We start from the raw sequence: 25,570 nt of genomic DNA on the forward strand, positions 1-25,570 counted from the left end.
CTGACATGAAAAGACTCATTCGCTGTATCCGGACAGACCTTGAATCGGGCAAAGACCTGGTTCTGGCTTCAATAGTAAAAAGCTCCGGCTCAACACCCCGCTCTTCGGGCAGCAAGATGATGGTCCGCAGTGACGGGTCGATAGAGGGAACCATCGGCGGCGGGCTTGTGGAGGCATTGGCCCAGGAGGAAGCGGCCGGACTTTTCAACGGACAGCATGGTTCCGTATTCTTCAAGGAGTTCGATCTTTCAAACGAACTGGCCGCCAACGCGGATATGATCTGCGGGGGGCATGTATCGGTCATGCTGGAACATCTGCCGGCAGACGAAAAAACAATTGCCGCCTTCACTGCTGTGGACGAAGCCATGAGCAAGGGAAAACATGCCGTGATGTTCACTGCCATTGACGGGAACACGGTGAGGGAACGTGAAGCGGTACGTCCCTGCTGTCAACTCCCGGCCCTGCTCTTTGCCGATGAGGCCGAGGCCACAAAACTTCTGGAGGAAGCTCTCAAATCGGGGACACCGGTTATTGAGGAATGCGGCGAAGTTCTTCTGGTGGCTGAAGCATGCATCCCCCAGCCGGAACTCTTCATATTCGGCGCAGGACACGTATCCCGTCCCACTGCAGCGCTGGCCTCTTCAGTGAATTTCCGTACCGTTGTGCTGGACGACCGTGCCGAGTTCGCAAATGCGGGCCGCTTTCCCACAGCAGAAGAGATACATGTTCTGGACGGCTTTGAAAACTGCTTTTCAGGATTGGAGCTTAATGCTAACTCGTTCGTAATAATAGTAACACGCGGACACCTGCATGACAAAACAGTCCTTGGTCAGGCACTGAAAACACCGGCCAGATATGTCGGTATGATCGGCAGCAAGAAGAAGCGCAACGCCATATATGATGCACTGCTTGCCGAAGGGGTTTCACAGGATTCAATTGACCGCTGCCATTGCCCCATAGGACTCAGCATAGGTGCCCAGACCCCGGAGGAAATAGCTGTATCCATCGTGGCTGAATTAATCCAGAACCGTGCCGGATAATTTATGAAAATTTATGGACTTATACTGGCGGCGGGTCTCTCGTCGCGAATGGGAAAGCTGAAGGCTCTGCTTCCTCTGGACGGCAGCACGGTACTTTCACGCTGTATCCGAACACTGGTGGACGGCGGAACATCGGATGTGTTCGTGGTCACAGGACATATGGCGGATAGAGTAGGTGCGGAAGCCGTGTCCATGGGGATGCACGAAGTATACAACAAGGATTTTGAGCAGGGAATGTTTTCATCGGTCAAGGCCGGGGTCAAAGCCCTGCCGGAAGATGCTGCCGCCTTTCTGGTACTGCCGGTGGACATCCCGCTGATACGTCCATCCACTATCCGCGCCCTGACCTTCGACTTTGTGGCTGACCCCACCGATGTAATCTACCCCTGTTTCAAAGGGGAAAGGGGACATCCTCCGCTAATAAGCGCAGAACTCATACCGGAAATCATTGCCCACGACGGAACCGGAGGGCTGCGGACCATTCTCGAAAAACATGAAGATAAGGCCAGGGACAGGCACATGCCGGACCTCGGAATACTGAGGGATCTGGATACCCCTGCGGATTACGATAAGGCCTGCAATATCTCACGGCGACGCATTCCCCTTCCCGAAGAATGCGAGGCATTGTGGGAACTGGCCGAAACTCCGCTGCAGACCAGAGAACATTGCAAAACAGTGGCCGATGCAGCCTGTCTGATGGCGGAAGCCCTCAACACAGCCAGAAATTCAAACAAACCCCTGGACATGAGCACGGTAAAAAGCGCCGCACTTCTGCATGACGTGGCCAAACTCAAAAGAAATCACGAGGCCGCAGGCGCAGCAATACTTACAGGATACGGTTTTTCGGGCATTGCAGACATCGTGGCCGCACATCGCGATACAGACATCAAACCGGAATCTCCCCTCACAGAACAGGAAATTGTCTTTCTGGCGGACAAATTATTTCAGGGAACCAGGCTGGTTACTCTGGATGAACGTTACGGCAAAACGCTGGAACGCTGGAAGGATGACCCGGAAGCCGTTGCAGCCATAACAGGGCGTCTGCACAGAGCCAAGGAGTTGCTCAAGCGCTACGAAGAAGAAGCCAAAGCGGAAATGCCGTCCTACCTGATCCAACACATGTCCCAAGGTAATTCATGATCGTTCTAATCCGGCATGGAGAAGCGGAAAACGCCGGAGGCAGAGCCATAGGACAGACGGATCTCCCTCTCTCCGAAAACGGAAAACTTCAGGCCGATATGCTGGCCGAGGCACTCTCCGGGATCAGATTCAGAACATTCCTCAGCAGTCCGCTGGACCGCACAATGCACACCGCGCGGCTGATAGAAAAAAAATCCTCAAATTCAATAAGCCCCTGTTCCGCGCTGGCTGAAATAAATCTGGGAGACTGGGACGGCCTTTCATTTGAAGACATCAAATCCAGATTTCCTCAAGGCTATAAGGAACGGGGACGCAATATCGCAGGCTACCGCCCCCCCGGCGGGGAAAGCTTTCTTGATCTGCGGGAACGGGTCTCTCCCATGCTGGCACAACTCTCAGAAGAAAAACTCCCGGCTCTGCTGATTACCCATGCAGGAGTCATCCGGGTGATAATGCAGCTGGTGCTCGATTTCCCGCTGGAAAACATATTCGGGATTGTTCCATCCCATTGCCATGCCACCGTTCTGAAAAATGGGAAAAAGGGGTTCACAGTCAGCGGTTTCAATCTTCCGCCAGGATCGGACCTCTCCGGATTTCTTGAGAATATAGTGCCGAAGCAACGCTGATTCTCAAGGGTCTTGACTTCTTTTTATTCCGGGCGGAGAATAAATAAAAACAGTTTTTATAGTAAATTAGACATAATTAACAAAGCGGAGTGAGGCCGATGCAGATAACCAAATTCGCCATCCCCGAAGTAATTTTCGGGAACGGCAGTATCCAGTTTCTGGCCTCATGCGCCATGCGACTGGGTGGCAAACGAGTCCTGCTCGTAAGCGACAAAGGTATCGAAAAATCAGGGTGGGTTCAGGTTATTCGCGAGATTCTGGAAGAAGCCAAACTCGACTGCATTTACTTTGATGAATTAACCGCCAACCCCCGGGACAGCCAGATTCAGCAAGGCGCGAAGCTCTACCGGGAAAACAAGGCTGATGTGATCATCGGCCTCGGCGGCGGAAGCCCCATCGACGCATCCAAAGGAATTGCCACCATTGTAAGCAACGGCGGCAATATTCACGATTATGAAGGGGCAAACCGCATCAGCCACCCACTGCCGCCCATGATTTTTATTCCCACCACGGCAGGAAGCGGATCGGACGTATCACAATACGCCATCATTACCGACAAGAAACGCCAGGTAAAGATGTCCATCATCAGCCGCTCGCTGGTGCCCAACATTTCCATCATCGACCCGGACCTGCTGGTCACCAAATCGCGGGAACTGATTCTATCCTCGGCAGTGGATGCTCTGGCCCACGCAATAGAATCCTATGTATCACTGCTGGCATCTCCGTTCACGGAATCGCAGGCCATGACCGCAATCCGGCTGATTGCGGGAAACATCAAACCCGCAGCGAACTCCAAGGACAGGGAAGCCCTCAAGAATCTCTCAATCGCCAGTACCGCTGCCGGTATGTCCTTCAGCAACGCAGGCCTCGGAGTCGGGCATGCGCTGGCCCATTCACTTGGCGGCCGGTACGATGTAACCCACGGCATGACCCTGCCGATACTTCTTCCGGCCGTGGTAAGATTCAATCAGCCAAGCTGTGAACGCAAAATGGCCACAATAGCCCACGCAATATACGAAAGCTGCCCTGCTCCGGTAAGCGACCGCAAGAAATCCCTCAGCGACACTCTATATATGATGTTCGCGGAGCTGGGTATTCCGATGCAGTTGCGCAAGATCGTTCCGGATAATGACCACATGGAGGAAATCTGCAGACTGGCGGTTCAGGACGCGTGTTCCGTGCCCAACCCCAGAGCGACAAAATGGCAGGATCTTCTCAAGATATGTGAAGAGGTATGGTAATGGGTAACAAGACCAATCTGCACGATCTCATCGGCATTGAACACCACAAACTCAACTTCTTTCAGGAATTGCAGCAGAACATCAAGGAACTGAAGGAGATCAACCGGGAATCCGAGGACCAGCGCTGCGAAATAACAGCCATTCTCGACGGGATTACCGACGTGATGATGGTACTGTCCGAAAATATGGAAATAATTTCGGTCAACAGAATTTTTGAAAGACTCTTCCCCGGCGTCAACCCTATAGGTAAGAAATGCTATTCCCTGTTCAGGGACACGAACAGACCCTGCGCGGAATGCCCGGCCTTCAAGTCTCTGTCCACCAACTCGGTATGCAGGGATACGGCCATTTTCCGCATTGACGGCAAGAACATGCAGTTCGACATGGTGGCCTCACCGCTGCGAAATCCGGACATAAAAGAAAACCGGATACTCATTTTCAAGCGCGATGTTACTATGGAAAAAGAATATCAGGCCAAATTCTATCAGGCTGAAAAAATGGCCACCATCGGGGTTCTGGCCGCCGGGGTGGCACACGAAATAAACAATCCCATGGCGGCTGTTGCCGGTTTTGCCGAAGGCATACAGCGCAGGCTGACCAGGCTGGACGAGGCCATACCGGACGACCTTGCCGAAGACCTCTATGACTACACCAACACCATTTTAAAAGAATGCCTCCGCTGCCAGGATATAGTCAAAACCCTGCTTTCCTTCAGCCGCCCTGTAAAATCGGAATTTCTGCCGGTGGACCTCAACCAGGTTGCCAGGGATACACTGCGGCTGCTGGATCACCAGTTCCGCCGTTACAGGCACATAAACCTTACCCTGGACCTGAAGGCATCGTTGCAGCACATCTACGGAAATGAGGCACAGTTGAAACAGGTCGTCCTCAACCTGCTGACCAATGCGGTCGATGCGGTAGAAAAAAAAGGCGATATTTCAGTGCAGACATTCGTGGATGGCGACCATGTCGGCCTGAGAGTATGTGATACCGGATGCGGTATTCCCGAAGACAACAGGGACATGCTCTTCGAGCCGTTCTTCACCACCAAGAAAGTAGGACGAGGAATAGGCATCGGCCTTTCCACCTGCTACAACATTGTAAGAGAACACCGCGGTGAAATAATCGTGGACAGTGAAGTGGGAATAGGATCCTGCTTTACGGTCAGGTTTCCCACCAGTGAGAGTTGATAAATGCCCGAGACATATAGAATCCTTGTTGTTGATGATGAAGAGTCCATTCTCAAACTGCTCGGTAAGGAACTAAGCAGTTCCGAACGGATCGTGCACACTGCGAACTGTGCTAAAACAGCCAGGGAAATGGTGCGCAAGGAGCGTTACGAAGTCATTGTCTGCGATATCCGTCTCCCGGACGGGGACGGCCTTGAACTGCTTACCGAATTCAAGGATATGGAGCCGGATGTGGAAGTTATCCTCATAACCGGCCACGGCAACATCGATAATGCAGTGGAAGCCATCCGCATAGGGGCTTACGACTACATAACCAAACCGTTCCGTATCGACAGAGTGGAACTCGTCGTGGACCGGGCCTGGCAGAGAGTCTGTCTGACTCGGGAAAACCGCAGCTACAAGCATTCTCACCAGTGTGATACGGCCAGTTCCCAGCTCATAGGAAGCTCGGCACCCATAAAGCAGATACGCCACCTGATAAACAAGGTTGCCCCGACCAATGTACCGGTACTCATCACCGGAGAATCAGGAGCGGGTAAGGACGTTGTAGCCCACGCCATTCATTGCGCGAGCCTTCGTTCCGCCAAGCCGATGATCGTAAAAAACTGTGCAACCCTCCAGAAGGAACTTTCCCGAAGCGAACTTTTCGGCCACACCAAGGGATCTTTCACCGGGGCTACGGAAAACTGCGACGGGCTTATGACCTTCGCGCACACCGGCACTCTTTTTCTGGATGAGATCGGCGAACTTCCTTTTGAAGTGCAGGCGTCCCTCCTCCGGGTACTTGAAGCGCACACCTTCCGCCGCGTAGGGGAAAAAGATGAGCGCACCGTGGATATCCGGTTCCTGTTCGCCACCAACCGCAATCTTGCCATGGAAGTGGAGGAAGGCAGATTCCACGAAGCTCTCTTCCACCGCATAAACGTATTCAACATCAGCCTGCCGGAACTTAAGGACCGCCGGGAGGATGTCCCCCTGCTGATAGATTTTTTCCTGCACAAAATGGGACTGCAGATGGGTCAGGGTGAATACAATGTCAGTGAAAGAGCCATGCAGTGCATGCTTTCATATCACTGGCCCGGGAACGTGCGAGAACTTCGCAACGTTCTTGAGCGGAGCATCATTCTGGCCGAGAACAACGTCATAACCTGTTCCTGCCTCCCCAAGGAAATTGCCGACCAGCCCGAAAGAGAAGGTGAAGCCGGGATACTCTCCCTTGAACGCATGGAGCGCGAACACATCATCAAGGCGCTTGATTTCTTCAACGGCAACCGCCAGAAAGCCGCACAGGCTCTCGGCATAGGACGCAAAACACTCTACCGCAAGATAGACAAATACAACCTCTGATTTCCTGCCCACCATAACAGCCGGACAGGATCAAGCATCTGCTGACACAAAATTCTGTCCGTCCTTTGAAAGAAAAAAGCGCCTCGGTACCTCCGGGGCGTTTTTTTTCTACCACAATACAATTTAAATATGATACATTGAGCAGACTATGCTTCTTGATGCGTCAATCAACGCAACATTAAGCATTTTAAAAAGAGTTGCATTGCGCATGTACTTTTTTTCACTTTAATATGCCCAACGAAGCATAAGTTCTATCTGACACACAGAGTGATATAGCTGGTTCAAAACGACACACCGCCTCGGCGGACCTTGCAAGACAACACTTTTGCCAATCTTGTTAAATTTTTCACATAGAAAAAACCTATACAGGAGGCACACAAAATACAACAATGATGCACAGCAAAACAGAGTCGTAACAGTCAAGACACTAAAATTACACACATTTAACTTTTGGCACGCGATTTGCCTTATAGAAAACGTTAATAAGTACAAGACTAGGCCCAACCTTCTAAAACCTATTAAGCTAAAGGATGGTCTCAAATGGCAGTACGTGAACAAGTCAACGGTTTCTTTATTCCCAGCGTAACCCTCATCGGTATCGGCGCTCACAAAGAAATCCCCGCACGCATCAAAGCTCTTGGCGGGAAAAAACCTCTGCTGGTTACTGACAAAGGTATCACCGGTGTTGGAATCACCCAGCAGATTGTTGATATTCTGAAAGCTGAAGGCATGGATTGCGTTGTTTATGACGAAACCATCCCCAACCCCACCGACAAGAACGTTGCAGCCGGCGTATCCGCCTATCAGGACAACGGTTGTGACTCCCTGATCACTCTTGGTGGCGGTAGCTCCCATGACTGCGGTAAAGGTGTCGGCCTGGTTGTTTCCAACGGCGGAACCATCCATGACTACGAAGGCGTGGACAAATCCACCAAACCCATGCCTCCTTACGTAGCTGTTAACACCACTGCAGGAACCGCTTCTGAAATGACCCGTTTCTGCATCATCACCGACACTTCCCGCAAAGTTAAGATGGCTATCGTTGACTGGCGCGTAACTCCGGGTATCGCCCTTGACGACCCGCTGCTCATGATGGGCATGCCACCGGCACTGACCGCAGCAACCGGTATGGACGCCCTGACTCACTCCGTAGAAGCATACGTTTCCACAATCGCAACCCCCATCACCGACGCTTGTGCTGAAAAGTCCATCAGACTTATCAACCAGTACCTGCGCCGCGCAGTTGCAAACGGACAGGACATCGAAGCCCGTGAAGGCATGTGCTACGCTCAGTATCTCGGCGGTATGGCATTCAACAACGCATCTCTCGGCCACGTTCACGCCATGGCTCACCAGCTCGGCGGTTTCTACGACCTGCCTCACGGTGAATGCAACGCCATCCTCCTGCCCCACGTTGAGCAGTACAACCTGATCGCCAAGGTTGACCGTTTCGCCACCATGGCTGAATGGCTCGGCGTGAATACTGCCGGTATGGCTCCTCGTGACGCTGCTGACGCCGCTCTCGACGCTATCCGCAGACTGTCCGCAGACGTAGGTATTCCTGCCGGTCTGATCGCCCTCGGCGAAAAGTACGGCAAGAAGGTTTCTGCCGACGACATCCCCACCATGACCGGCAACGCACAGAAGGATGCCTGCGGTCTCACCAACCCCAGATCCATGTCTGACGCTGCTGTAGCTGCCATCTACAAGGCTGCCCTTTAGTATAAAATTCCATCCGGTCCCGGATTCTGCAAGCCGGGACCGGATGTACAAGATATTCAGGTCGCGGAACAACGGTAATCTTTGCATAACAGAGGTCATGGATTGGTATAGGACGATTCCGTTATTCCGTTAGTCCGGCCGCAGGCGCGCAGGTGGAGCTGCAAACTTAAGCGTGCAGGACAGACTCTGTATTTCCGAGGGGAACCTCCGGGTTCCCCTCAGACTAAATTTCCCGAAGGCCCGGTTGCTTCAACCCAAAAAACCGCGAGCTTAACAAGCTGACGGACCTTAAACCCCACTAGCTTCAATGGAGATGGTTCCTCGCCCTGTGAACCTCTCAAACCCCAGCACCTTGGAGCAAACGAAGCAACCGGCCTTTCAAAAATCCTCCCGGACTGTAACGTCCACTTTTTACCCATCTGTCACTGTACATCCGTTTCCGGCGCGACTAGCTGTTTTATTTACAAAACAGCAATGGACGAATATATCTGACGCAATTTCGCCAGAAAAGGATGCAATATGTTTATACTGGAAAAGCCTTATGTTTCTGAATTCCTGAAACAGACCCTGATTGAAAAGGGATATACCGTACTGGACAACGAGACCGCACGCCGTGCGTTTGAAGATAAACCCGCAGGCATGGTGCCTGCTGAGGAGTTCCTCGCGCAGTACAAGCGCGCCCCCGAATGTCCGGTATACTCCAATTCCGAAAACGCCATAGACTGGATGGACGGGCACCTTGATATCGGCGGCCTCCCCGATAAAATACGCCTTTTCAAGGACAAGGGCGCATTCCGCGATCTCTTGAAAGACCTCTACCCGGATTTCTATTACCGCATGGCAGCCCTTGAAGGATTGGATTCCGTTGCACCGGCGGAGCTTCCTTTTCCTTGTGTTGTAAAACCGAGTGTCGGTTTTTTCAGCCTGGGGGTACACATGGTTGAGTCTGCAGCAGACTGGCCTGGAGCACTTGATGCCATCCATAGCGAAGTTTCACGCATCAGAACCATGTATCCGGCCAAAGTACTTGAACTTGATAATTTCATAATCGAACAATGCATCGAAGGTGAAGAATTTGCTGTTGATGCCTATTTCGACAAGCAGGGCAATCCGGTCATCATCAACATCCTCGGCCACCTTTTCGCCTCCAGCGATGATGTCGGCGACCGCTGCTACATAACTTCCCCGAAAATAATAAGTGAACACCATGACGAATTCATCGCACTGCTTGCAGAGATCGGGAAGAGAGCGGACTTACGAAACTTCCCCATCCACATAGAACTGCGCAGGGACAATTCCGGCCATATAGGAATCATAGAGGTCAACCCCATGCGTTTCGCAGGCTGGTGCGTAACCGATCTGGCCTACTATGCCTACGGCATAAATCCGTACGAATATTTCATGGAGAGCAAAATCCCGGACTGGGGTAAGATTTCCAACTGCTGCAAAGGGAAAGTCTACGCCATGATCATCGGCGATATTGATTCATCCGTTGATTGTTCGAAGATCAAATCCGTCAACTATGAAGCGTTTTTATCCAACTTTACCAAGCCGCTGGAACTAAGAAAGATAGATTACCGTGAATACCCGGTATTTGCTTTCACTTTCGCCGAAGTGGAGGAAGAGAACATGGAAGAACTGAAAAAAATGCTTCATGCGGATTTTACGCAGTATCTTGAGTTTGAGTAGATTTACCAGAAAAGTACAACCAGCCCAGAAAAAGCCGGTTGTACTTTTCAATTAAAAAGGATTCCCACTATTCAATGGATAACAACCGGCATACCCTAAACCGCTCCCCATAGCTCCTTTGTAGAACTTATCGCCTATTAACGCTTTAGTCAGGCTTGAGTCTTCTGCAGTCCAATTTATTATGGCATAGCCGAAAGATCCTATTCCGGAACTTGTTCTTAAACCAAAAACATACCAGCGCGAACAATGTGCCGGAATATCAAATTCTCCTCCGGTACTAATTACAGATACAGTTCCCTGACTAGGCCCGGAAATGACCTGGCTATATGAACTTACATCATTACCGTTTTGGTCAAAGACTTTAATATTACAGTGGACCAAACTACCTGTAATATTCGTTAATATGAATTCAGTTTGGGTCAAATTCAAGCTATGCGTATCATGCATGAGCATAGGTGTAACAAATTTACCTTGCGGAACGTAGCTAGTCTGAGCAAAGCCAGTTGTACTAACCAACAATACTAAAATTGACAGGGACATACTCATAAAAAGTTTTTTAAACACAACACGTCTCCTTTTATTAAAACACAACTTAAATACAATTACATTATATTTATATCAAGGAAAATATAGATAGTTGTGTTTCGCGTTGTCTTTTAACATATATCTTCTCCCCTTTGACAAGCGCGGACATTTGCGGCAGTTTCCGGGTATTCTAAATACAACCCGCCAAGGAGAATCTGCCCATGAGTTCCACAATTGAAGATTTGACCATTCAATATGAAGAGAACGGTGAAGTTGTTGTCCAGGAACTGGATAAGGTCGTGCTCACCAAGGGAGCATGGACCACAATCATGTTCCGCTACAAACAGATCGACAACAAAACCGGAAAATTCGGCAAGGATATGTACACAATCCGCCGCTATAGGAAAATGAAAGGGGAATATCGCCCGCAGTCCAAGTTCAACATCTCAAGCCCCGACCAGGCTCGGAAGATAATTGAAACGCTTGAGGGATGGATAAAGGATCTCGAAGCATAAACCGTTTTCAGTCTGTGCCCCTGAAAGGCATAAAAAACTCCGCCCGAAATACCTCGGACGGAGTTTTTTTATTACTCGGTAATGACCGGTATTTCTTCCGCAGCTTCTACCGGCAGACGGATAATAAAAGTCGTTCCCTTACCGACTTCGGACTCGATATCAACCGTTCCGCCGTGCTTCTCAACTACTATGTCGTGCACAATTGCCAGTCCCTGCCCCGTACCTTTGCCGACTTCCTTGGTGGTGAAGAACGGGTCATAAATCTTCATTATGATGTCCCTGGGAATGCCGCAACCCGTATCCGTAATCCGTATTTCAACATCCGGATAGATATAACTGGTCGAAACCGTGATGGTTCCCTTTTCGTCTCCCTGCACTTTTTCCATAATCGCGTGAGCGGCATTTACTATAACATTAAGCAGAACCTGATTTATACCGCCCGGAAAACCGTGCACGAGCGGCAGGTCAGGTGAAAGCGATGTTTCAAGCTCTGCCACGTATTTCCATTCGTTGCGGGAGACAGTTACCGTATTCATAACCGCCTTGTTTATGTCCACAGCTTTCGGCTTCTCTTCTCCGGGATGGGAAAAATTCTTCATGGCCAACACAATCGTCGCAACCCGCTCTACCCCTTCAAGGGCCCGCTTGCAGGCCTTGGGAATCTCTTCCATCACGAATTCCATATCGAGATCATCTTTAAATTCTTCAATCTCTTGCAATCTGGCCGCCTTACCTGGCCAGTCTCCGGAATCCGCAACCAGCCTGTCATACTGTTCCTGCAGGCTTTCTATGTCCTCGAACGCCTCCTTGACGAACCGGATGCTGTCTCCGACGTATTGAATCGGGGTATTTATCTCGTGAGCAATACCGGATGCAAGCTGCCCGATGGACTCCAGCTTCTGGGCAATATTCAGTTTTCTCTCAAGCACTTTCCGCTCGGAAATATCAAAGACAACCTGAACCAGATGGCTCCTGCCGCCGATATGCACTTCAAAAAGCCTGCGCGAGACAGGTATGGACATACCGTCAGGCATAATCAGCATGCCTTCTTCGTAAGATCCCTGCTCGTGTACGTCCGGACAGAGCAGGTCCTTTTCGGAATCGGATTTGAAGACAAAGGAATGCTGGGAATTCGGGTCCAGAATCTGCTCTGTGGTAAGGGAAAGCAGTTCCTCCCCAACCGAGTTGCAGTCCACCATCACACCTTCGGACGGCTCAAAAACAAAAATGGCTGCGCCGATGCCCATGAAAATGGTATTAAGAAATTCCTGATGCTCCTGCTGCTGAACCTGAATCTTACGCAGTTCCGAAACATCGCGTACGGTTGAAAGAATCGCGGTTTTGCCGCCCTGTTCTATACGGCATAGAGCCACTTCCGCATCAAAAACAGACCCGTCCGAGGGACGCCGCGCCGTCCAGTCAAAGATAACATCTTCTCCCCCAAGTGCACGGCCCCAGTATTCGTCCAGAACTTCAAGCTGGTTGTCCGGGGAGGAAAGATCATCCCGTACGGAAAGTCCGAATATCTGATCAAGAGAGACTTTGTACAACTCAAGAACACGTTCATTGACTTCGATAATGTTCCCCTGAACATCGTGTATTATGAAGGCATCATAGGCTCTGTTGAAGATTATCCGCATGGCGTCTTCCGCCTCGCGGCGTTCGGTAACCTCGCGGATGAGATCGTTTGTGCGTTCCCGCAGGGCGTTGGTCCTTTCCTCCACCCTCTCCTCAAGTTCATCATTGATTTTCCGCAGACTCTCCTCTGCGGTCTTCCTGGCCCGGATCTCCGCTTCCAGCCTCTCCCTGCGCTCGGAAACAAACTCGGCCTGCTTGGCAGATTCTTCTATCTGAACCTTAAGCCTCAGGTTACGCACGTTTGAAATCAGCAGCACAACACCGCAACCGAGAAGCAGGACTGCCACAACTATTGTAGTCAATAATATCTGCCACGGCTCATATCTGCCCAGCACGTCATTGCGCGGGACAAAATAAACAAGCTGGAAAGGAGTGCCGCGAACACTTGAGCAGGTTATCAGAAATGCTTTCCTGCGCTGCCCGTCCTGGAGAACTTTTGTCAGCACCTTGCCGTCTGAAGGGAGTAATCCTTTGATCACTATTGATGAAAATCCATCAGGGACATTCCCCTGAGGAGAATAAATCTTGTCTTTATTATAAACAAACAATTCAAGCCCGCCGTAACTGCCGGTAACAGCCTCCTCCAACAAGGAATCGCCTTTTTCGGATGAATTCAGCCAGGCGATAACAGCCCCCTTCCGCTGTCCGTTAAAACTGAGAGGATGCACAAAAACTATCTGCTTTTCATTTTTTCCGGTGACGCGAATGGAAGTCTGTCCCGCAGTGGCTTTTTCCACAATATCCATGCTTACGGAGTCTCTTGAGACAGGGTGAGGACCAGTGTTATCCGCCAGAATACGAGCATCGCCATCTACAAAGGCCATCATTCTGTAAATCTGAATCCCGTGTATTTTTTTCAGCAGGCAAAACCGTTTGAAAAGTTCCGAGATGTCTTCCAGCATGGTCCGGTTGTCTTCCTTACCGGCCATGCCTGTGAGGCGATCTGAAAAAAAACCGAGAATTTCCCTTGATGCGGAAACATCATTGAGATCATTTATTCGCTCCGAAAAAAAATGACTCAGGACCTCAGCCTTTCTGGCCGAATCTTCCCGAAATCGTTTTATCGAGGCATCGCGCAGCTCCACCTGAGAATCATAGTTGACCCAGACCACAGACATCATAAAAACAGACAGAAGAAAAATCGCAAAGATGCTCAGCCTGTTTCCTTTGAACACTACGGCCTCCTCTGCTAGAAATTCAATGGCGCTGTATACGATAAACTGAAAATTCCATGGAGCCTGAAAACTTTTACTGCACCTGATCCACAGGAACCATGACCCGTACCCTGTCGGGTAGTCTTTTAGTCTTCATGAAATTCTGGATACGGATGAGCGCGGCTTCGGTTATCTCCGTTCCGTCAACCATGATGTAGACCTCGTCCAGACTCCACAGGTCTTCATCAAGGAGCATGCCCACTTTGAGTTCCGACAGGTTTATCTCTCTGCGGACATAGCCTTCTTCTCCTGCGGTTCCCTTTTCAAGGGCGTTCAGCATCTTGGGATCATAAACACCTTCCCGTGCACGCATGGAATCAATCGCATCCTGCTTTGCCAGTCCCTGCTGGACAAGCAGATCATAATCCAGACAGATACGCAGAACTTTTGATTCCAGCGGTTGGGTGGGGTTGTCGGCCAGCGAATCGTGCATGTGCAGTATTATTTCCGTTACCCGCTCCATGCGGGGGATATTGGAAAGCATCCCTGCAGTGATGGAAGGATGCATGTCGAAAATCTGGTGTTCCTCGGCACTCAGTTCCTCTCCATGAATAACTTTCTGCAGAACTGTATCTGTAAGGGTAACACAACCCAGTTGACAGAGCATGGCTGCAAGGTCGAGGTGCAGCGGCTGTGCAATGTTCAGGCTCTGTCCAAGAAAAGCGGCCAGTCTCCGTACGCGCTCACTCCGGCCGAAGGCTTCAGGATTGACCAGCGAGAGTATATCCATCAGCACCTTTATGCTTCCGCGAAGTGTTCCGCGCAGCAGTTCGCGCTCCGCCACCACCAGAGAATACTGTTTCATGGCAAGGGTCAGGATGCGTATCATCTCGTCTATGTGGCTGGGCTTGGTCAGAAAACGGAACACTGCCCCCTCGTTGACCGCAGCGATAGCCGAGTCCAGATCAGCATGCCCGGTAAGCATTATGCGCACTGTATCGGGCGAAGAGTCCTGCACCTTGCGCAGAAAGGTGATCCCGTCCATCTTGGGCATCTTAAGATCGGAAACAACAACCGCGTAAGGTCCGGATGATTTCACTTTTTCAAGCCCTTCCTCCGGGCCAAGCGCTGTTTCCACCTTGAACCGCCTGCGCAAGGACGCTCTGTATGAGTCGAGAATATTCTGCTCATCATCAACAAAAAGAACCTTCCTAGCAACGCTCATACTTGTCCTCCATGGCCTTCGCGCATTCTTCCTTCCAGACTTCCAGTCGATCCTGCAGATTCAGTTTTTCGAGGCATTCAATCTCAAGAGGGTAAAAAACATAATCGGAATCCATCAGGCCGATTTCATGTTGCAGGCAGTCCGCCACATGCACAATCAGCGGTGCAGTCAGTTTGTCCCCGCAATCCTTAAACGAGTGATGCGAATATACACTTTTAACCACATCCTCGTTAAAACCCCAGAGCCCCAGAAGATACGCCCCCACACCGGCGTGAGTTGCACCCAACACCCGCATTTCCTGCTTAACGACAGGACCGCCCTGTTCCGCCACAGCATCCAGAACCAGTTGGTAAAAGGAATCCATCTTGGTTATCAGAACAAGCTTCCCGACATCATGCAGCAGCCCGCTGACAAAGCAGCAATCTATAAAACTCCGGTCAGTTGACTCGCACTTTGCAATCGCCCGGGCAAAATATCCCGTCTGCAGGCTGTGGTCCCAAAGTTTATAGACGGAATATCCGTTGAGACTGTCCACATCCAGTTCCCGGAGCAGATTCACTCCCAGAACAAGACCCTTCAAAACCTCGGTCCCAAGCATGACAACGGCTCTGGATGGCGAAGTGATCTTTTCGTAAAAACCGAAAAAGGTAGAGTTAACCACTTTCAGGAGTGTTGCGGAAGTGCCCGCATCCTGCTCAACCAGCCTGCCCACTTTCGCAATATCCGGATCTGGTCTTTCCAACTCTTCCCGAATCTTTGTTATCAGCTCCGGGATAACGGGAAGAGAGTCCAGCTCGGAAACTATTTTGCGGATTTTATCATCGGTCAGGATGTCCTTGAGCTCTGCAACCCGACGAATAGTATTAACAATTGTATCGGTACTGCACGGCTTGGATAAAAACTGATGGGCACTGCCGGTGGACTTGAGCTGAGCCTGCATTTCGGAATACCCAGAAAGAATGATCCTGACCGCGCCCTGCTGAATCTTCTCAACTTCCTTTAGAAAATCCGATCCGTCCATACCAGGCATGCGCATATCTGAAACAACGACATCAAAAGGATATTTCCCGACCAACTCCAAGGCATCGGCGGTGCTGGATGCATACCGGCACTTCCATTCCTTACGCATGGAATGCATCATGGTTCTGACGCCTGCCAGAAGGTTGGTATCGTCATCTACAAAAAGAATATTCAATTTCATTACAAGAAAACCTCTGCGTAGTATCAAACGCAATACCGGGCAGGTCGGCTCTTCAAGGGAAATTCCCATAGAAGGCCGTACAGACCTGTTTATTACCTTATAACAATAACGGGATAAATTTACCAACTATAAATCAAACTACGATGAAAAGGCCGGTTCATCAGCCTGCACATGGGGCACAGCATATAGGGACCGGAATTCATGCTGACACCAAAGTCCTCAATTGACCGTATAGGCTCCGCCCGGCTCAACCTTGGTCACCGTTGAATTGCATACCGTGAACCATAGAAACTCGCTGAAGCTGTTTCCGGCTTCATTATTCTCACTGTACGAGCAGCCTACCAGCCACCCTGCATCAGTATAATAGCAGTCCGTAGCGCTCTCCATACGCAATGACTCAGGATACATGGTGTTTTCACGCAGATATTTTTCAACCTCCGCATAGGCCCGCCCGTCTTCAGAAAGTTCAGGACGCTTTCCGAATTTTTCAAGATCCTTCATGAAATCATCGTACTTTTTCCTGTATGCCTCGTATTTGCTTTTATAGAGAGCTTCACCGGGATTGAGCTGCATCAATTCCTCATAAATATCCATATTGGCCTTGAAATCGTTCACGGGAAGGGCCTGAACTTTTGCGTACAGCTTGCGTTCAAGTTTCTTGCGCAGCTTGCTGTCATACCCATTGAGCTGCTTTCGGTAGCGGTTGTTCTCAGGTTCAAGAGCCGCAAGAGCGGCATAGTACTTGGCCAGTTCGGCATAATTCCATTTCGGGGTCCGTTCGATGCGGCTCAGGAGGTCCTTCTCCGTTGCAAGATGGATCATGGCCTTGAGCTCATCATTCATGAGATCACGGTTCTTGTCCGCAACAGCCAAGGCGGTCTCCGCATTTCCGGTCTCAATGAGCCTCTTCATGCTTTCAATCACTCTGGACCTTTCAGTATCCTGCTTTTCTTTGAGGATTCGCTTCTGCTCGATTCGCTGCTGTTCCGCAACACGGGCCTTTTCCTCGGCAATGGATTTCTGAACGCAGTAAAGACCGTATCCGGCCGCTATCAGAATAACTACAGCTGACGAGACGCCCAGCAAAACCTTCCTGTCCGACAGAAACTCTTTAAATTTGGTCATATTCATACGTCTGAAGATACGGTCACTCATTTTATCCGTCAACAAAACCGCACAATTTTGCCCACTTTTTATAACCGGCCTAAACAAAATCGGCAGCATACCGATAAGTATTTTCAGAAAGAGACAAATGCCATGAGAATAGACGCATCATCACTCAACAACTCCTACGGGGTTTCGGGACTACTGGACAGCGGATCCCCGATTCTGGGCGGAAGCCGGACTTCCGGCGTTAGAGCGACGCGCCTGAACGTATCGGCTCCGTCCGCAAACACATCAGATGTGTTTGCGGACATCATGGCACAAAAGATCGCTTCCTCCTCGACCGCCGGCAAAACAAAGGAAAATACCGCCGAGGACACAGAATCTCCAAAAGACCCTTCCGGACTAACCGAAGCTCTTTCCAGAACCGCAGACTTCATTGAATCGGAATTCGGCCAGAATGCAGCAACCGCATTCAAAGGCATAGTCCTTTCCGAATCAGGCGAAACCATCACGGAAGATTCCCTGGGCAAGGGACTGCTCAAGTCGGTCCAGTTCATAGACAGAAACTTCGGATTCGCTGCCGGAGATAAAGTCATGGACAACTTCAACTCGGACCTGAATACGGAAATAAACGGATATTTCGAAAACGGGTTGCAGGAATTCTTCTTTGCCGCCGATCCGGGAACATCCGTACAGCTGACCATGCAGAATACATTCGCTCAGGTCAGCAGCCAGTTCGGTGAATCCACGGCAGAGAGCATCAAAAGCATTATTGAACAGGTTATGGAAGAAGAAGGAAATTCCATGTCCGCATTGAAGAAGGGACTTGCAAAGGGCCTGGACGAAGCGGAAAAGACAGCTCCCGGCATAACGGCAGCGACTGCCCCCATGGCCGCAGGGGAAATAATGGATAACCTGCAGGCGACTACGGCTCTGGCGACCATTCCTTCCGGCTCCATGCTCAATATAGCGGTTTAAATCTTCCGGCCGGACACGAAATAAGGAGAGCACACCATGCCCTCTATTCAAATGCTTCTTTTTTTGATATGGAAAGAAATCCAGTTTGATAAGCATAAAATGGAGGAGTAAGGATATGAGCTTTTTCTGGTTTTTTCTCGGTCTGGCAATGACTATGGCTGCAATCGCTTTCATCAAGGCCAGCAGCACTGAAGAATAGTCCATGTTGAGCGGGGCAACCCGTCCATTTTTCTTTCAGCCCGCATTTATGCGGGCTTTTTTTGTTTCTAGCAGTACTGACGCATGGAACAACATCCGGCATCAATGCAGAAGATATTCCGCAGTCAATATTCTGCACCAACAGGCGATCTCCTCTATGATGGTTCCGACATATTTTGGTATAAATTCATTTCACTTTAAGGTAATCGTCTGCATTATAAACAACCGGCAACATCAAACATAGACTTCGCAACGTGAGCAGAGAAAAAATTCTTGAACGCATAACCGGCCGAGACGAATGGCTGAGAGTGCCCAGCGTATTCAAAAACGATTCGGGACAGCCTGAATTCGAAATGCTGCTGGCAAAGCGGCAAATGCGCGATCCGGGCACGGCCTCACTTTATTCACGCGAGACAAGGACAGGAGGTTTCGAATACGCCTCCAGAGCATTCATACATGCTCATATCCGGCCGGGAGACCTGTTCATAGACGTCGGAGCCCACTTCGGCCTGTACACCCTGACCGCCGCCATGAAATTTCCGGGCAAGGTAAACGTGCTTGCGGTGGAACCGCACCCGGACAATGTCGGCAGGCTGAAACTCTGGACCGAATTCAACGAATGCCGGAAACAGGTGATCATAGCCGAATGCGCGGCCTCGGATCGGAGCGGACGCAGTATTCTGAACCTCAATTCATCCATGGGCCACAGCCTGCTACCATATCCGCAAAACAATACCGCCCGAAAACTGGAAGTCCGGCTGGAAACACTGGACCGGCTGGTATCGCTTACCGAATTCGCCGAATCTGACTGCAGAATATTCATCAAAATAGATACCGAAGGACATGAATATCAGGTGCTCACCGGAGCACTCGGGCTGCTTAAAAGCGGCAGGGTTGCTGCGGTCATATGGGAAAAGGGACACTTCCAGGGAACAGAAGCAGGACTGAAGGAGTTCGCATTGTCCCTTGCCCTGCTCAGAGACCTGGGGTTCGAGTCGTACCGTTTTCCGCATGAGGACATGGGCGGCCCGCTGGTGCCATACGGACCGAGCCATGAGCAATGCAATATCATCAGCATTGACAAATCCCTTGAAAGGCTCCCGGTCTATCACAAACAGTGGACTCCGCACACCATACTTCCCCCTTCAATGCGTCCTCCGGTATCAGACAGTTTCATGGCCGGGTATACAAGAATGCTCATGGAACACAAGACAACCGACTGCGGAAGGTGGTCCCGCTGGAATTACCTTTCCACAGATGCGGACCTGAGGGCAGGGATGGCCGGAAGACTGGTCCCGGAAGGGTCAAACGTGCTTGATGCCGGTGCGGGACTGCTGCTCCTGCGTGACTACATACCGGAGGACTGTTCCTACACTCCACTGGACATCGTGGCCCGCAGCCGAAACTGCATTGTTGCCGACCTGAACCAGCAACAATATCCAAAGACCGGATACGATGTGATCTGCGCCCTTGGCCTCTTCGAATTCCTGCACGACCCGGAATCATTCATGAAATGGGCAAGAAAGCACTCCGGCAGACTGATTTTCACCTACCACATCATGCTGCCGGGCAAGGACCTTGAACAACGCCGGGCTGCCGGTTTTTTCAACGATTACAAACAAAACGAACTTGAAACCATAATCCGCAGCAGCGGCTGGAAGATCCGGTCCTTCATGGACATAGGGCGCGGTCAGGCCTGCTTGGAATGCATATAACGAGGGCAGAATGAAAATTTATTCATGGAATGTGAACGGATACAGGGCTGTCATAAAGAAAAATTTCAGAGAATGGTTCAGCAGTTGCGACGGCGATGTGATCATGCTGCAGGAAACAAAAGCCCATCCGGAACAGATTCCGGCAAAAGACCGCGACTTCGACGGATATGATTCCATATGGAACTGGTCCAAGGAAAAGAAAGGATATTCCGGCACGGCCTGCTTCTTCCGCAACCCGGTGATTTCACATTCCTTCGGGCTGCAGGATGAAGCATATAAGGGAGAAGGCAGGGTGGTGCTCATGGAGTACGAACATTTCTACCTTTTCAACATATACTATCCCAACGGGCAGATGAGTGATGAACGTCTTGAATACAAAATGGGATTCTATGACAGCTTTCTTGAATACGCCCAGGAATTAAGAAAAAATAAACCCGTTGTAGTCGGCGGAGACTTCAACACGGCACACACGGAAATAGACCTCAAGAACCCCAAGGCAAACTCGGAGCGCTCAGGATTCCTGCCGGTTGAAAGGAAGTGGTTGGATAAGTTCATTGCCCACGGATACGTGGACACTTTCAGAATGTTCGATGAGAATCCCGGAAACTATTCCTGGTGGAGTTACAGGTTCAATGCCCGCAAAAACAACGCAGGGTGGCGCATCGACTACTTTTTCGTTTCCGAAGAACTGCGCGACAAGGTCAAAAACGCATGGATTGAAACAGATGTACTTGGTTCGGACCATTGCCCCATAGGCATTGAACTGTCGATTCCATAATACCGAACAACATAAGCCAGATACAAAAAAGAGCATGGCGACAATGAAATATACTCTTACAAACAAAACAGACCGGAATGGTATGTTCTTAAGTTTTTAATTTTATTGCTGTTACGCTGTTCGCGATGCATTTAGCACAACCTTGAACCGGATCATTTGATCCGGTTTTTTGTTTTTTATTCGAATTCAACATTCCAGAAAAAACAACAGCACGTAAGTTGCTGCAAAATTTTCACCAAAAATTGGTAGAAATTGACACAGGTTTAATATAGATCAAAAAAACAAATTTTTATTACGTTTTTCGGATTTAATTATATATTATTTTTCCATATCCGTACCACAAACAACCAGAGGAGTTGCAAATGCTCGACAACCTGAAAATAGGAACCAAAATAACTCTAAGCATCAGCATAATGATGATCGTTATTTTTATTGGCTTCACGGCTGTTACAGTCAACCAGACAAGAGAAACATCACAGGTACAGGCTCAGGAACTGGCTGACGAGATGGCAGGCAGGTACGGGAATCAGGTTAAGGCGACAATTGAAAAAGCATTAGATGCCTCCTGGGCCGGAGCGGCAGCCGTACTGAGCCTGACGGATTACGGCGAGCAACTCGACCGTGAAACAGTAAACGACTTCATCAGACACCTCACGGATTCAGACCCCATGTTCTTCGGAACACAGATAGTGCTTGAACCCAACCAGCTGGATGGAAGGGACTCAGAATACAAGGACAGTGGTAAATTCGGGCCCAACGGAGAATACGGACAATACGGATGGCATGAAAACGGGCAGTGGAAACTGGCCGAAATGCATCAGCACGACCCCAACCATACCAGAGCATGGTATATGATCCCCCGGGACACAAAAAAGGCTGTGCTTACCGAGCCGTACACAACCTCAATCGTTACGGATGTTATGGCAACCGTAAGCGTCCCCATAGTCAAAAAGGGAAAATTCATCGGCGTGGTCGGGATCGATTTTGTTCTGGGGGCATTCAAAACCATGGCCGATACTATCCACCCTCTGGAAACTGGATACGCTTTCATTGTTTCCAACAAGGGGTACTGTGTGGCCCACCCCGACCAGGAACTGGTCGGCAAGAACATAACCGAAGCATTTCCGCCGGCAGAAAGAGCTGAGATAAGCAGTTGTGTCGAATCCGGCAGGAAGTATCAGAAAATCATGACCTCACCGCTCGATGGAAAAGAGTACTTCTTCACCTTTGAGCCTATCGTCATCTCCGGCACCGACACCCATTGGTCCATAGGGCTGGCAATTCCCACGGACAAAATTTTTGCCGGAGCAAACAGCTTTCTCACACTCAGCCTGATCCTTTCGGCCATAGCAATTCTACTTGTGATCGCAGTGGCATTGTTTGTGGCCCGCAGCATAGCCAAACCCATCGGAGCAATGGCAGAAGATGCCCAAAGGATAGCGAACGGCAACTTCGATAACATTGAACCTTCCGCCAGGCTGGGAGGGGAACTCAAAATCCTAAGTGACGCTTTCAAGACAATGGTTGAAAATCTGGTCAGATTCATATCAACAGCAGAAGAAAAATCAGAAGAGGCGGAAAGGCAGAGCCTTGCGGCGAACAAGGCCCTTGAGGAAGCCAGACAGGCAAAGGAAAAAGCCGAATCCGCAAAATCGGAAGGTATGCTCCATGCAGCCAGGCAACTTGAAGGAATCGCCGCTCAGGTAACCAGAACATCCGAGCAGCTCACCCGGCAGATTCAGGAGTCGGCCAACGGCTCTGATATACAGCGCGAGCGCACTGCAGAATCGGCAACAGCCATGGATCAGATGAACGCCTCAGTACTGGAAGTTGCCAAGAATGCTTCCAGAGCAGCTGAAAGTGCCATGGACGCAAAAAGCAATGCCGAAAACGGAGGCAAAATCGTTGCCAACGTGGTTTCATCCATCAACTCGGTTAACACTGCCACGGAAAAAATGGTCTCTGGTCTTAATGAACTCGGTTCAAGGGCCGAAGGGATATCTCAGGTCATAACGGTGATTACCGATATTGCTGATCAGACCAACCTGCTGGCCCTGAATGCGGCAATCGAAGCAGCCCGCGCCGGAGAGGCCGGACGCGGTTTCGCCGTGGTAGCCGATGAGGTCCGTAAACTGGCGGAAAAAACCATGCAGGCAACTCAGGAAGTAGCTCAGGCCGTCCATGCAATCCAGTCTGAAACACAAAAAAATATAGATGAAATGGGCCACGCGGCCACAATGGTCACGCAAAGCACGGAATACGCAAGTCAGGCAGGCCAGAGCCTGGAGACTATTGTCGAAATAGTGGATTCCACTGCCGACCAGGTGCGGTCAATAGCAACGGCCAGCGAACAGCAATCGGCGGCCAGCGAACAGATCAACCGGGGCTCGGAAGAAGTCAACCGCATTGCGACTGAGACGGCTGAAGCCATGAGCCTGTCCATGAAAGCCGTTTCCGACCTTTCCAGCCTTGCAGAAGAACTCCAGGCCCTGATTAAGGAACTTAAAAGCAACTGATTCCAAAAGCCCCGGCAGGCCGGCTGCCCATATATAAAGGACAGTTTATTCTACCCGGAATATATGGAAATACAGGCCTCCGGGGCTTTTCCTACAGCTGAATTACCTAGTCATTATCTCCGGTTTTCCACCTTCAAAAACGCTTGCAGTCATTCCACACCCCCACATGGCACCTCAAAAATTCAGTCTTTCTTCCCATTCCCCTTAAATAATTAAGAATAGCATGCTTCATTGTGTCCTGATAAATCAGGACACTGCCGTAAAAACTTTTTCAAAGCAAAACCCGCAGCAATAAAACACAAAAAAATATTTCAGCTTTTTTAAGACAAATCCGGCAGTTTTTACTTGAAAATGATTTTCATATTCATTAAGAACATCTTCAGCAATCACATTTAAAAGGAGGCTCGCTTATGACCCAGACAGCAAGCATTTCATCCATCGACAAAAGAAAATTCCTGAGAAAGACCCTGAAAGGTTTCGGCATATCCGGAACAGGATCTCGCAGCAACCCGCCGATGCCTGCTCCCGGAGGTCGGATGGAAGAGCATCCTGACCGCAAAGAGCTCCGGGGCTGACCTGATAGCGCAACGAACTTAACAATAAAGGAGCTGAAATGGCTGATGCAATAAGAGAAGCGGCTCACATGCGGCGTAAATACGGCTGGAGGACCTATCTCATAAGATTCAGGGATTATTACTCATTTACTTTTGACCCCAGCCTCTTCCCGGACTTTGAACTGCTGGGAGAAGTTGATGCCGAAGGATCAGTCATCCCTTCCTCGGCTGTAAAATAACCTGTTCCGTCAATGTCTCCGGACAGACCCTCCGCTCTCCCGGTCCCGCAAATCATAAACGGCGGCCGGGAGAATTCATTCCCCGCTCCCTTCACGATCAGACGGCAGGACCTCAACGGTTTTGTCAGCTATTTTTTTAAAAATTAAGATCAAGTCTTCAGGAATAGCCCCGCCGCTTCCCAGAAGCTCACGCAGTTGGTCTTCGCCAAGCCCGCATTCCCGAGCCAGTTCAAGCATCTTTTCCGATAAAATATTTTCATTCATACCCCTACCCTACGTGCGAAACCCGCCTTTTGAAAAGAGCCGATTTCCGATAAACATGATTCCGAGCCCGGCAGAAAGCAACTTCGCAGCAGATTCTCCATGCAGTCACATATATCTGGACAACCGCCGGTGTTCTTTCTAAGACCCTAACCGGAAAACTCAAACAGACAACAACAAATCATCGGAGCAGGTATGCTTAGTAACCTCAACATAGTATTATTCGGGACCAAATTTCCGGAAAATGTCGGTTCCTCGGCAAGGGCCATGACCAACATGGGCTGTCACAACCTGACTCTGGTCAGCCCGCTGTCCTGGGACATGGACAAGGCTTTTCCGCTGGCAACAGCCAAGGGCCGCGATATAGTGGAACGAGCCGCCACGTACGACGACCTGGGTGAAGCACTCAAAGACCAGACCAGAGTTTATGGAACGACTGCACGCACAGGCGGATGGCGTAAAGGAGTAATGACCCCGACAACAGCAGCTCCGCTTATTGTGGATCAACTCAGGAACGGCGAAAAGGTTGCCGTGGTTTTCGGCCCCGAAGATCGGGGACTGACCAACGATGAAACACAACTCTGTTCCAGACTGATCAACATCCCCACCAGCAGGGAAAACAGCTCCCTGAACCTGTCGCAGGCGGTATTGATAATACTCTATGAATGTTTTAGAAATGCTTTAGACAAACCGTATTCCCCGGCCGGACCGCCCGAAGAACGCGCCACCTCTTTTGAAGAGCAGGAAATTCTGGCCGCCAATCTGCAGGAAACACTTCTGGCCATAGACTTTCTCAAGTCCGACAACCCGGATTACTGGATGATGCCTGTCAGGAGATTCATGTCCAGAATCAATATCAAACGCAATGAATTCAACCTGTTGATGGGAATATGTCGCCAGATCAAATGGATTGCCGCAAAGGCCGGCCGCAAATAATCGCTGAAACGGATACGCTTCTCAAGCCGGAAAAA

General features: G+C 50.1%; 23 protein-coding genes. 16 read left to right on the forward strand and 7 right to left on the reverse strand.

The features are described from left to right. Window positions 1–5: 5 nt before the first annotated feature. From ACKU4E_RS11795 to ACKU4E_RS11830, 8 genes are all read left to right on the forward strand, one after another. A complete protein-coding gene (locus ACKU4E_RS11795) occupies window positions 6–1,040 on the forward strand; it encodes an XdhC family aldehyde oxidoreductase maturation factor (RefSeq protein WP_320171272.1) in 1,035 nt (344 codons plus the stop codon). Window positions 1,041–1,043: 3 nt separating this feature from the next. Continuing rightward, entirely contained in the window at window positions 1,044–2,180 is a 1,137-nt protein-coding gene (locus ACKU4E_RS11800; RefSeq protein WP_320171273.1) for a DVU_1551 family NTP transferase, read from the forward strand. Next, window positions 2,177–2,806: a histidine phosphatase family protein gene (locus ACKU4E_RS11805; RefSeq protein WP_320171274.1), complete on the forward strand. Its 630-nt coding sequence runs from the start codon at window positions 2,177–2,179 to the stop codon at window positions 2,804–2,806. Before ACKU4E_RS11800 ends, ACKU4E_RS11805 begins: the two co-directional genes overlap by 4 nt. A 98-nt stretch (window positions 2,807–2,904) precedes the next feature. Beyond that, window positions 2,905–4,047: an iron-containing alcohol dehydrogenase gene (locus ACKU4E_RS11810; protein ID WP_320171275.1), complete on the forward strand. Its 1,143-nt coding sequence runs from the start codon at window positions 2,905–2,907 to the stop codon at window positions 4,045–4,047. Then, on the forward strand, window positions 4,047–5,237 hold the full coding sequence (locus ACKU4E_RS11815; RefSeq protein WP_320171276.1) for an ATP-binding protein: 1,191 nt from the start codon (window positions 4,047–4,049) through the stop codon (window positions 5,235–5,237). The genes ACKU4E_RS11810 and ACKU4E_RS11815 overlap by 1 nt, the downstream gene beginning before the upstream one ends. Window positions 5,238–5,240: 3 nt before the next feature. Beyond that, window positions 5,241–6,584 (forward strand): sigma-54 dependent transcriptional regulator, encoded by a 1,344-nt coding sequence (locus ACKU4E_RS11820; protein ID WP_320171277.1) that lies wholly within the window; start codon window positions 5,241–5,243, stop codon window positions 6,582–6,584. A 540-nt stretch (window positions 6,585–7,124) separates the two neighbouring features. After that, window positions 7,125–8,306 (forward strand): iron-containing alcohol dehydrogenase, encoded by a 1,182-nt coding sequence (locus ACKU4E_RS11825; RefSeq protein WP_320171278.1) that lies wholly within the window; start codon window positions 7,125–7,127, stop codon window positions 8,304–8,306. 519 nt (window positions 8,307–8,825) lie between these two features. Beyond that, complete coding sequence (locus ACKU4E_RS11830; RefSeq protein ID WP_320171279.1) at window positions 8,826–9,995, forward strand: ATP-grasp domain-containing protein; 1,170 nt, start codon at window positions 8,826–8,828, stop codon at window positions 9,993–9,995. Between the two features lie 51 nt (window positions 9,996–10,046). Here ACKU4E_RS11830 and ACKU4E_RS11835 read toward each other — a convergent pair whose 3' ends face one another. Beyond that, the gene (locus ACKU4E_RS11835) at window positions 10,047–10,559 is read right to left on the reverse strand and encodes a hypothetical protein (RefSeq protein ID WP_320171280.1); all 513 of its coding nucleotides are present in this window, start codon (window positions 10,557–10,559) and stop codon (window positions 10,047–10,049) included. A 182-nt stretch (window positions 10,560–10,741) separates the two neighbouring features. Here ACKU4E_RS11835 and ACKU4E_RS11840 point away from each other — a divergent pair, with 182 nt between their 5' ends. After that, the gene (locus ACKU4E_RS11840; RefSeq protein ID WP_320171281.1) at window positions 10,742–11,035 is read left to right on the forward strand and encodes a hypothetical protein; all 294 of its coding nucleotides are present in this window, start codon (window positions 10,742–10,744) and stop codon (window positions 11,033–11,035) included. A gap of 71 nt (window positions 11,036–11,106) precedes the next feature. Here the strand turns inward: ACKU4E_RS11840 and ACKU4E_RS11845 are convergent, their stop codons facing one another. The 4 genes from ACKU4E_RS11845 to ACKU4E_RS11860 form a co-directional block, all read right to left on the reverse strand. Then, window positions 11,107–13,848, reverse strand: a complete 2,742-nt coding sequence (locus ACKU4E_RS11845; RefSeq protein WP_320171282.1) for a PAS domain S-box protein — start codon at window positions 13,846–13,848, stop codon at window positions 11,107–11,109. Window positions 13,849–13,921: 73 nt separating this feature from the next. Continuing rightward, the gene (locus tag ACKU4E_RS11850; protein ID WP_320171283.1) at window positions 13,922–15,052 is read right to left on the reverse strand and encodes an HD domain-containing phosphohydrolase; all 1,131 of its coding nucleotides are present in this window, start codon (window positions 15,050–15,052) and stop codon (window positions 13,922–13,924) included. Beyond that, the gene (locus tag ACKU4E_RS11855; protein ID WP_320171284.1) at window positions 15,039–16,253 is read right to left on the reverse strand and encodes a response regulator; all 1,215 of its coding nucleotides are present in this window, start codon (window positions 16,251–16,253) and stop codon (window positions 15,039–15,041) included. Before ACKU4E_RS11855 ends, ACKU4E_RS11850 begins: the two co-directional genes overlap by 14 nt. A gap of 219 nt (window positions 16,254–16,472) precedes the next feature. Further along, window positions 16,473–17,378 carry a hypothetical protein gene (locus ACKU4E_RS11860; protein WP_320171285.1) on the reverse strand — a complete coding sequence of 302 codons (906 nt, stop codon included), beginning with the start codon at window positions 17,376–17,378 and terminating at the stop codon, window positions 16,473–16,475. Window positions 17,379–17,510: 132 nt separating this feature from the next. On the opposite strand from ACKU4E_RS11860, the gene ACKU4E_RS11865 reads away from it, so the two are divergent. Continuing rightward, window positions 17,511–18,338, forward strand: a complete 828-nt coding sequence (locus ACKU4E_RS11865; RefSeq protein WP_320171286.1) for a hypothetical protein — start codon at window positions 17,511–17,513, stop codon at window positions 18,336–18,338. A 43-nt stretch (window positions 18,339–18,381) separates the two neighbouring features. Here ACKU4E_RS11865 and ACKU4E_RS11870 read toward each other — a convergent pair whose 3' ends face one another. Then, window positions 18,382–18,675: a hypothetical protein gene (locus ACKU4E_RS11870; protein ID WP_320171287.1), complete on the reverse strand. Its 294-nt coding sequence runs from the start codon at window positions 18,673–18,675 to the stop codon at window positions 18,382–18,384. Between the two features lie 115 nt (window positions 18,676–18,790). Here ACKU4E_RS11870 and ACKU4E_RS11875 point away from each other — a divergent pair, with 115 nt between their 5' ends. The 5 genes from ACKU4E_RS11875 to ACKU4E_RS11895 all read left to right on the forward strand — a co-directional run bounded on the left by ACKU4E_RS11875 (window position 18,791) and on the right by ACKU4E_RS11895 (window position 24,338). Further along, on the forward strand, window positions 18,791–20,251 hold the full coding sequence (locus ACKU4E_RS11875; RefSeq protein WP_320171288.1) for an FkbM family methyltransferase: 1,461 nt from the start codon (window positions 18,791–18,793) through the stop codon (window positions 20,249–20,251). A 10-nt stretch (window positions 20,252–20,261) separates the two neighbouring features. Next, window positions 20,262–21,029 carry an exodeoxyribonuclease III gene (locus tag ACKU4E_RS11880; protein ID WP_320171289.1) on the forward strand — a complete coding sequence of 256 codons (768 nt, stop codon included), beginning with the start codon at window positions 20,262–20,264 and terminating at the stop codon, window positions 21,027–21,029. A gap of 362 nt (window positions 21,030–21,391) precedes the next feature. Further along, window positions 21,392–23,545: a methyl-accepting chemotaxis protein gene (locus ACKU4E_RS11885; RefSeq protein WP_320171290.1), complete on the forward strand. Its 2,154-nt coding sequence runs from the start codon at window positions 21,392–21,394 to the stop codon at window positions 23,543–23,545. A gap of 410 nt (window positions 23,546–23,955) precedes the next feature. After that, a complete protein-coding gene (locus ACKU4E_RS11890) occupies window positions 23,956–24,120 on the forward strand; it encodes a hypothetical protein (RefSeq protein ID WP_320171291.1) in 165 nt (54 codons plus the stop codon). 38 nt (window positions 24,121–24,158) lie between these two features. Continuing rightward, a complete protein-coding gene (locus ACKU4E_RS11895) occupies window positions 24,159–24,338 on the forward strand; it encodes a hypothetical protein (protein ID WP_320171292.1) in 180 nt (59 codons plus the stop codon). Between the two features lie 75 nt (window positions 24,339–24,413). Here ACKU4E_RS11895 and ACKU4E_RS11900 read toward each other — a convergent pair whose 3' ends face one another. Next, window positions 24,414–24,602 (reverse strand): hypothetical protein, encoded by a 189-nt coding sequence (locus ACKU4E_RS11900; protein WP_320171293.1) that lies wholly within the window; start codon window positions 24,600–24,602, stop codon window positions 24,414–24,416. Window positions 24,603–24,794: 192 nt separating this feature from the next. Between ACKU4E_RS11900 and ACKU4E_RS11905 the strand changes: the two genes are divergently transcribed. Continuing rightward, the gene (locus tag ACKU4E_RS11905; RefSeq protein ID WP_320171294.1) at window positions 24,795–25,535 is read left to right on the forward strand and encodes an RNA methyltransferase; all 741 of its coding nucleotides are present in this window, start codon (window positions 24,795–24,797) and stop codon (window positions 25,533–25,535) included. Window positions 25,536–25,570: the final 35 nt, after the last annotated feature.

Origin of the sequence: Maridesulfovibrio sp. (assembly GCF_963677005.1) — a bacterium.
In the GTDB taxonomy this organism is placed as follows: domain Bacteria; phylum Desulfobacterota; class Desulfovibrionia; order Desulfovibrionales; family Desulfovibrionaceae; genus Maridesulfovibrio.

Bases quoted from the DNA above. Each gene is read 5' to 3' on its own strand.
- ACKU4E_RS11795 (WP_320171272.1), top strand. From the start codon at position 6: ATGAAAAGACTCATTCGCTGTATCCGGACAGACCTTGAATCGGGCAAA.
- ACKU4E_RS11800 (WP_320171273.1), top strand. From the start codon at position 1,044: ATGAAAATTTATGGACTTATACTGGCGGCGGGTCTCTCGTCGCGAATG.
- ACKU4E_RS11805 (WP_320171274.1), top strand. From the start codon at position 2,177: ATGATCGTTCTAATCCGGCATGGAGAAGCGGAAAACGCCGGAGGCAGA.
- ACKU4E_RS11810 (WP_320171275.1), top strand. From the start codon at position 2,905: ATGCAGATAACCAAATTCGCCATCCCCGAAGTAATTTTCGGGAACGGC.
- ACKU4E_RS11815 (WP_320171276.1), top strand. From the start codon at position 4,047: ATGGGTAACAAGACCAATCTGCACGATCTCATCGGCATTGAACACCAC.
- ACKU4E_RS11820 (WP_320171277.1), top strand. From the start codon at position 5,241: ATGCCCGAGACATATAGAATCCTTGTTGTTGATGATGAAGAGTCCATT.
- ACKU4E_RS11825 (WP_320171278.1), top strand. From the start codon at position 7,125: ATGGCAGTACGTGAACAAGTCAACGGTTTCTTTATTCCCAGCGTAACC.
- ACKU4E_RS11830 (WP_320171279.1), top strand. From the start codon at position 8,826: ATGTTTATACTGGAAAAGCCTTATGTTTCTGAATTCCTGAAACAGACC.
- ACKU4E_RS11840 (WP_320171281.1), top strand. From the start codon at position 10,742: ATGAGTTCCACAATTGAAGATTTGACCATTCAATATGAAGAGAACGGT.
- ACKU4E_RS11850 (WP_320171283.1), bottom strand. From the start codon at position 15,052: ATGAGCGTTGCTAGGAAGGTTCTTTTTGTTGATGATGAGCAGAATATT.
- ACKU4E_RS11855 (WP_320171284.1), bottom strand. From the start codon at position 16,253: ATGAAATTGAATATTCTTTTTGTAGATGACGATACCAACCTTCTGGCA.
- ACKU4E_RS11860 (WP_320171285.1), bottom strand. From the start codon at position 17,378: ATGACCAAATTTAAAGAGTTTCTGTCGGACAGGAAGGTTTTGCTGGGC.
- ACKU4E_RS11865 (WP_320171286.1), top strand. From the start codon at position 17,511: ATGAGAATAGACGCATCATCACTCAACAACTCCTACGGGGTTTCGGGA.
- ACKU4E_RS11880 (WP_320171289.1), top strand. From the start codon at position 20,262: ATGAAAATTTATTCATGGAATGTGAACGGATACAGGGCTGTCATAAAG.
- ACKU4E_RS11885 (WP_320171290.1), top strand. From the start codon at position 21,392: ATGCTCGACAACCTGAAAATAGGAACCAAAATAACTCTAAGCATCAGC.
- ACKU4E_RS11890 (WP_320171291.1), top strand. From the start codon at position 23,956: ATGACCCAGACAGCAAGCATTTCATCCATCGACAAAAGAAAATTCCTG.
- ACKU4E_RS11895 (WP_320171292.1), top strand. From the start codon at position 24,159: ATGGCTGATGCAATAAGAGAAGCGGCTCACATGCGGCGTAAATACGGC.
- ACKU4E_RS11900 (WP_320171293.1), bottom strand. From the start codon at position 24,602: ATGAATGAAAATATTTTATCGGAAAAGATGCTTGAACTGGCTCGGGAA.
- ACKU4E_RS11905 (WP_320171294.1), top strand. From the start codon at position 24,795: ATGCTTAGTAACCTCAACATAGTATTATTCGGGACCAAATTTCCGGAA.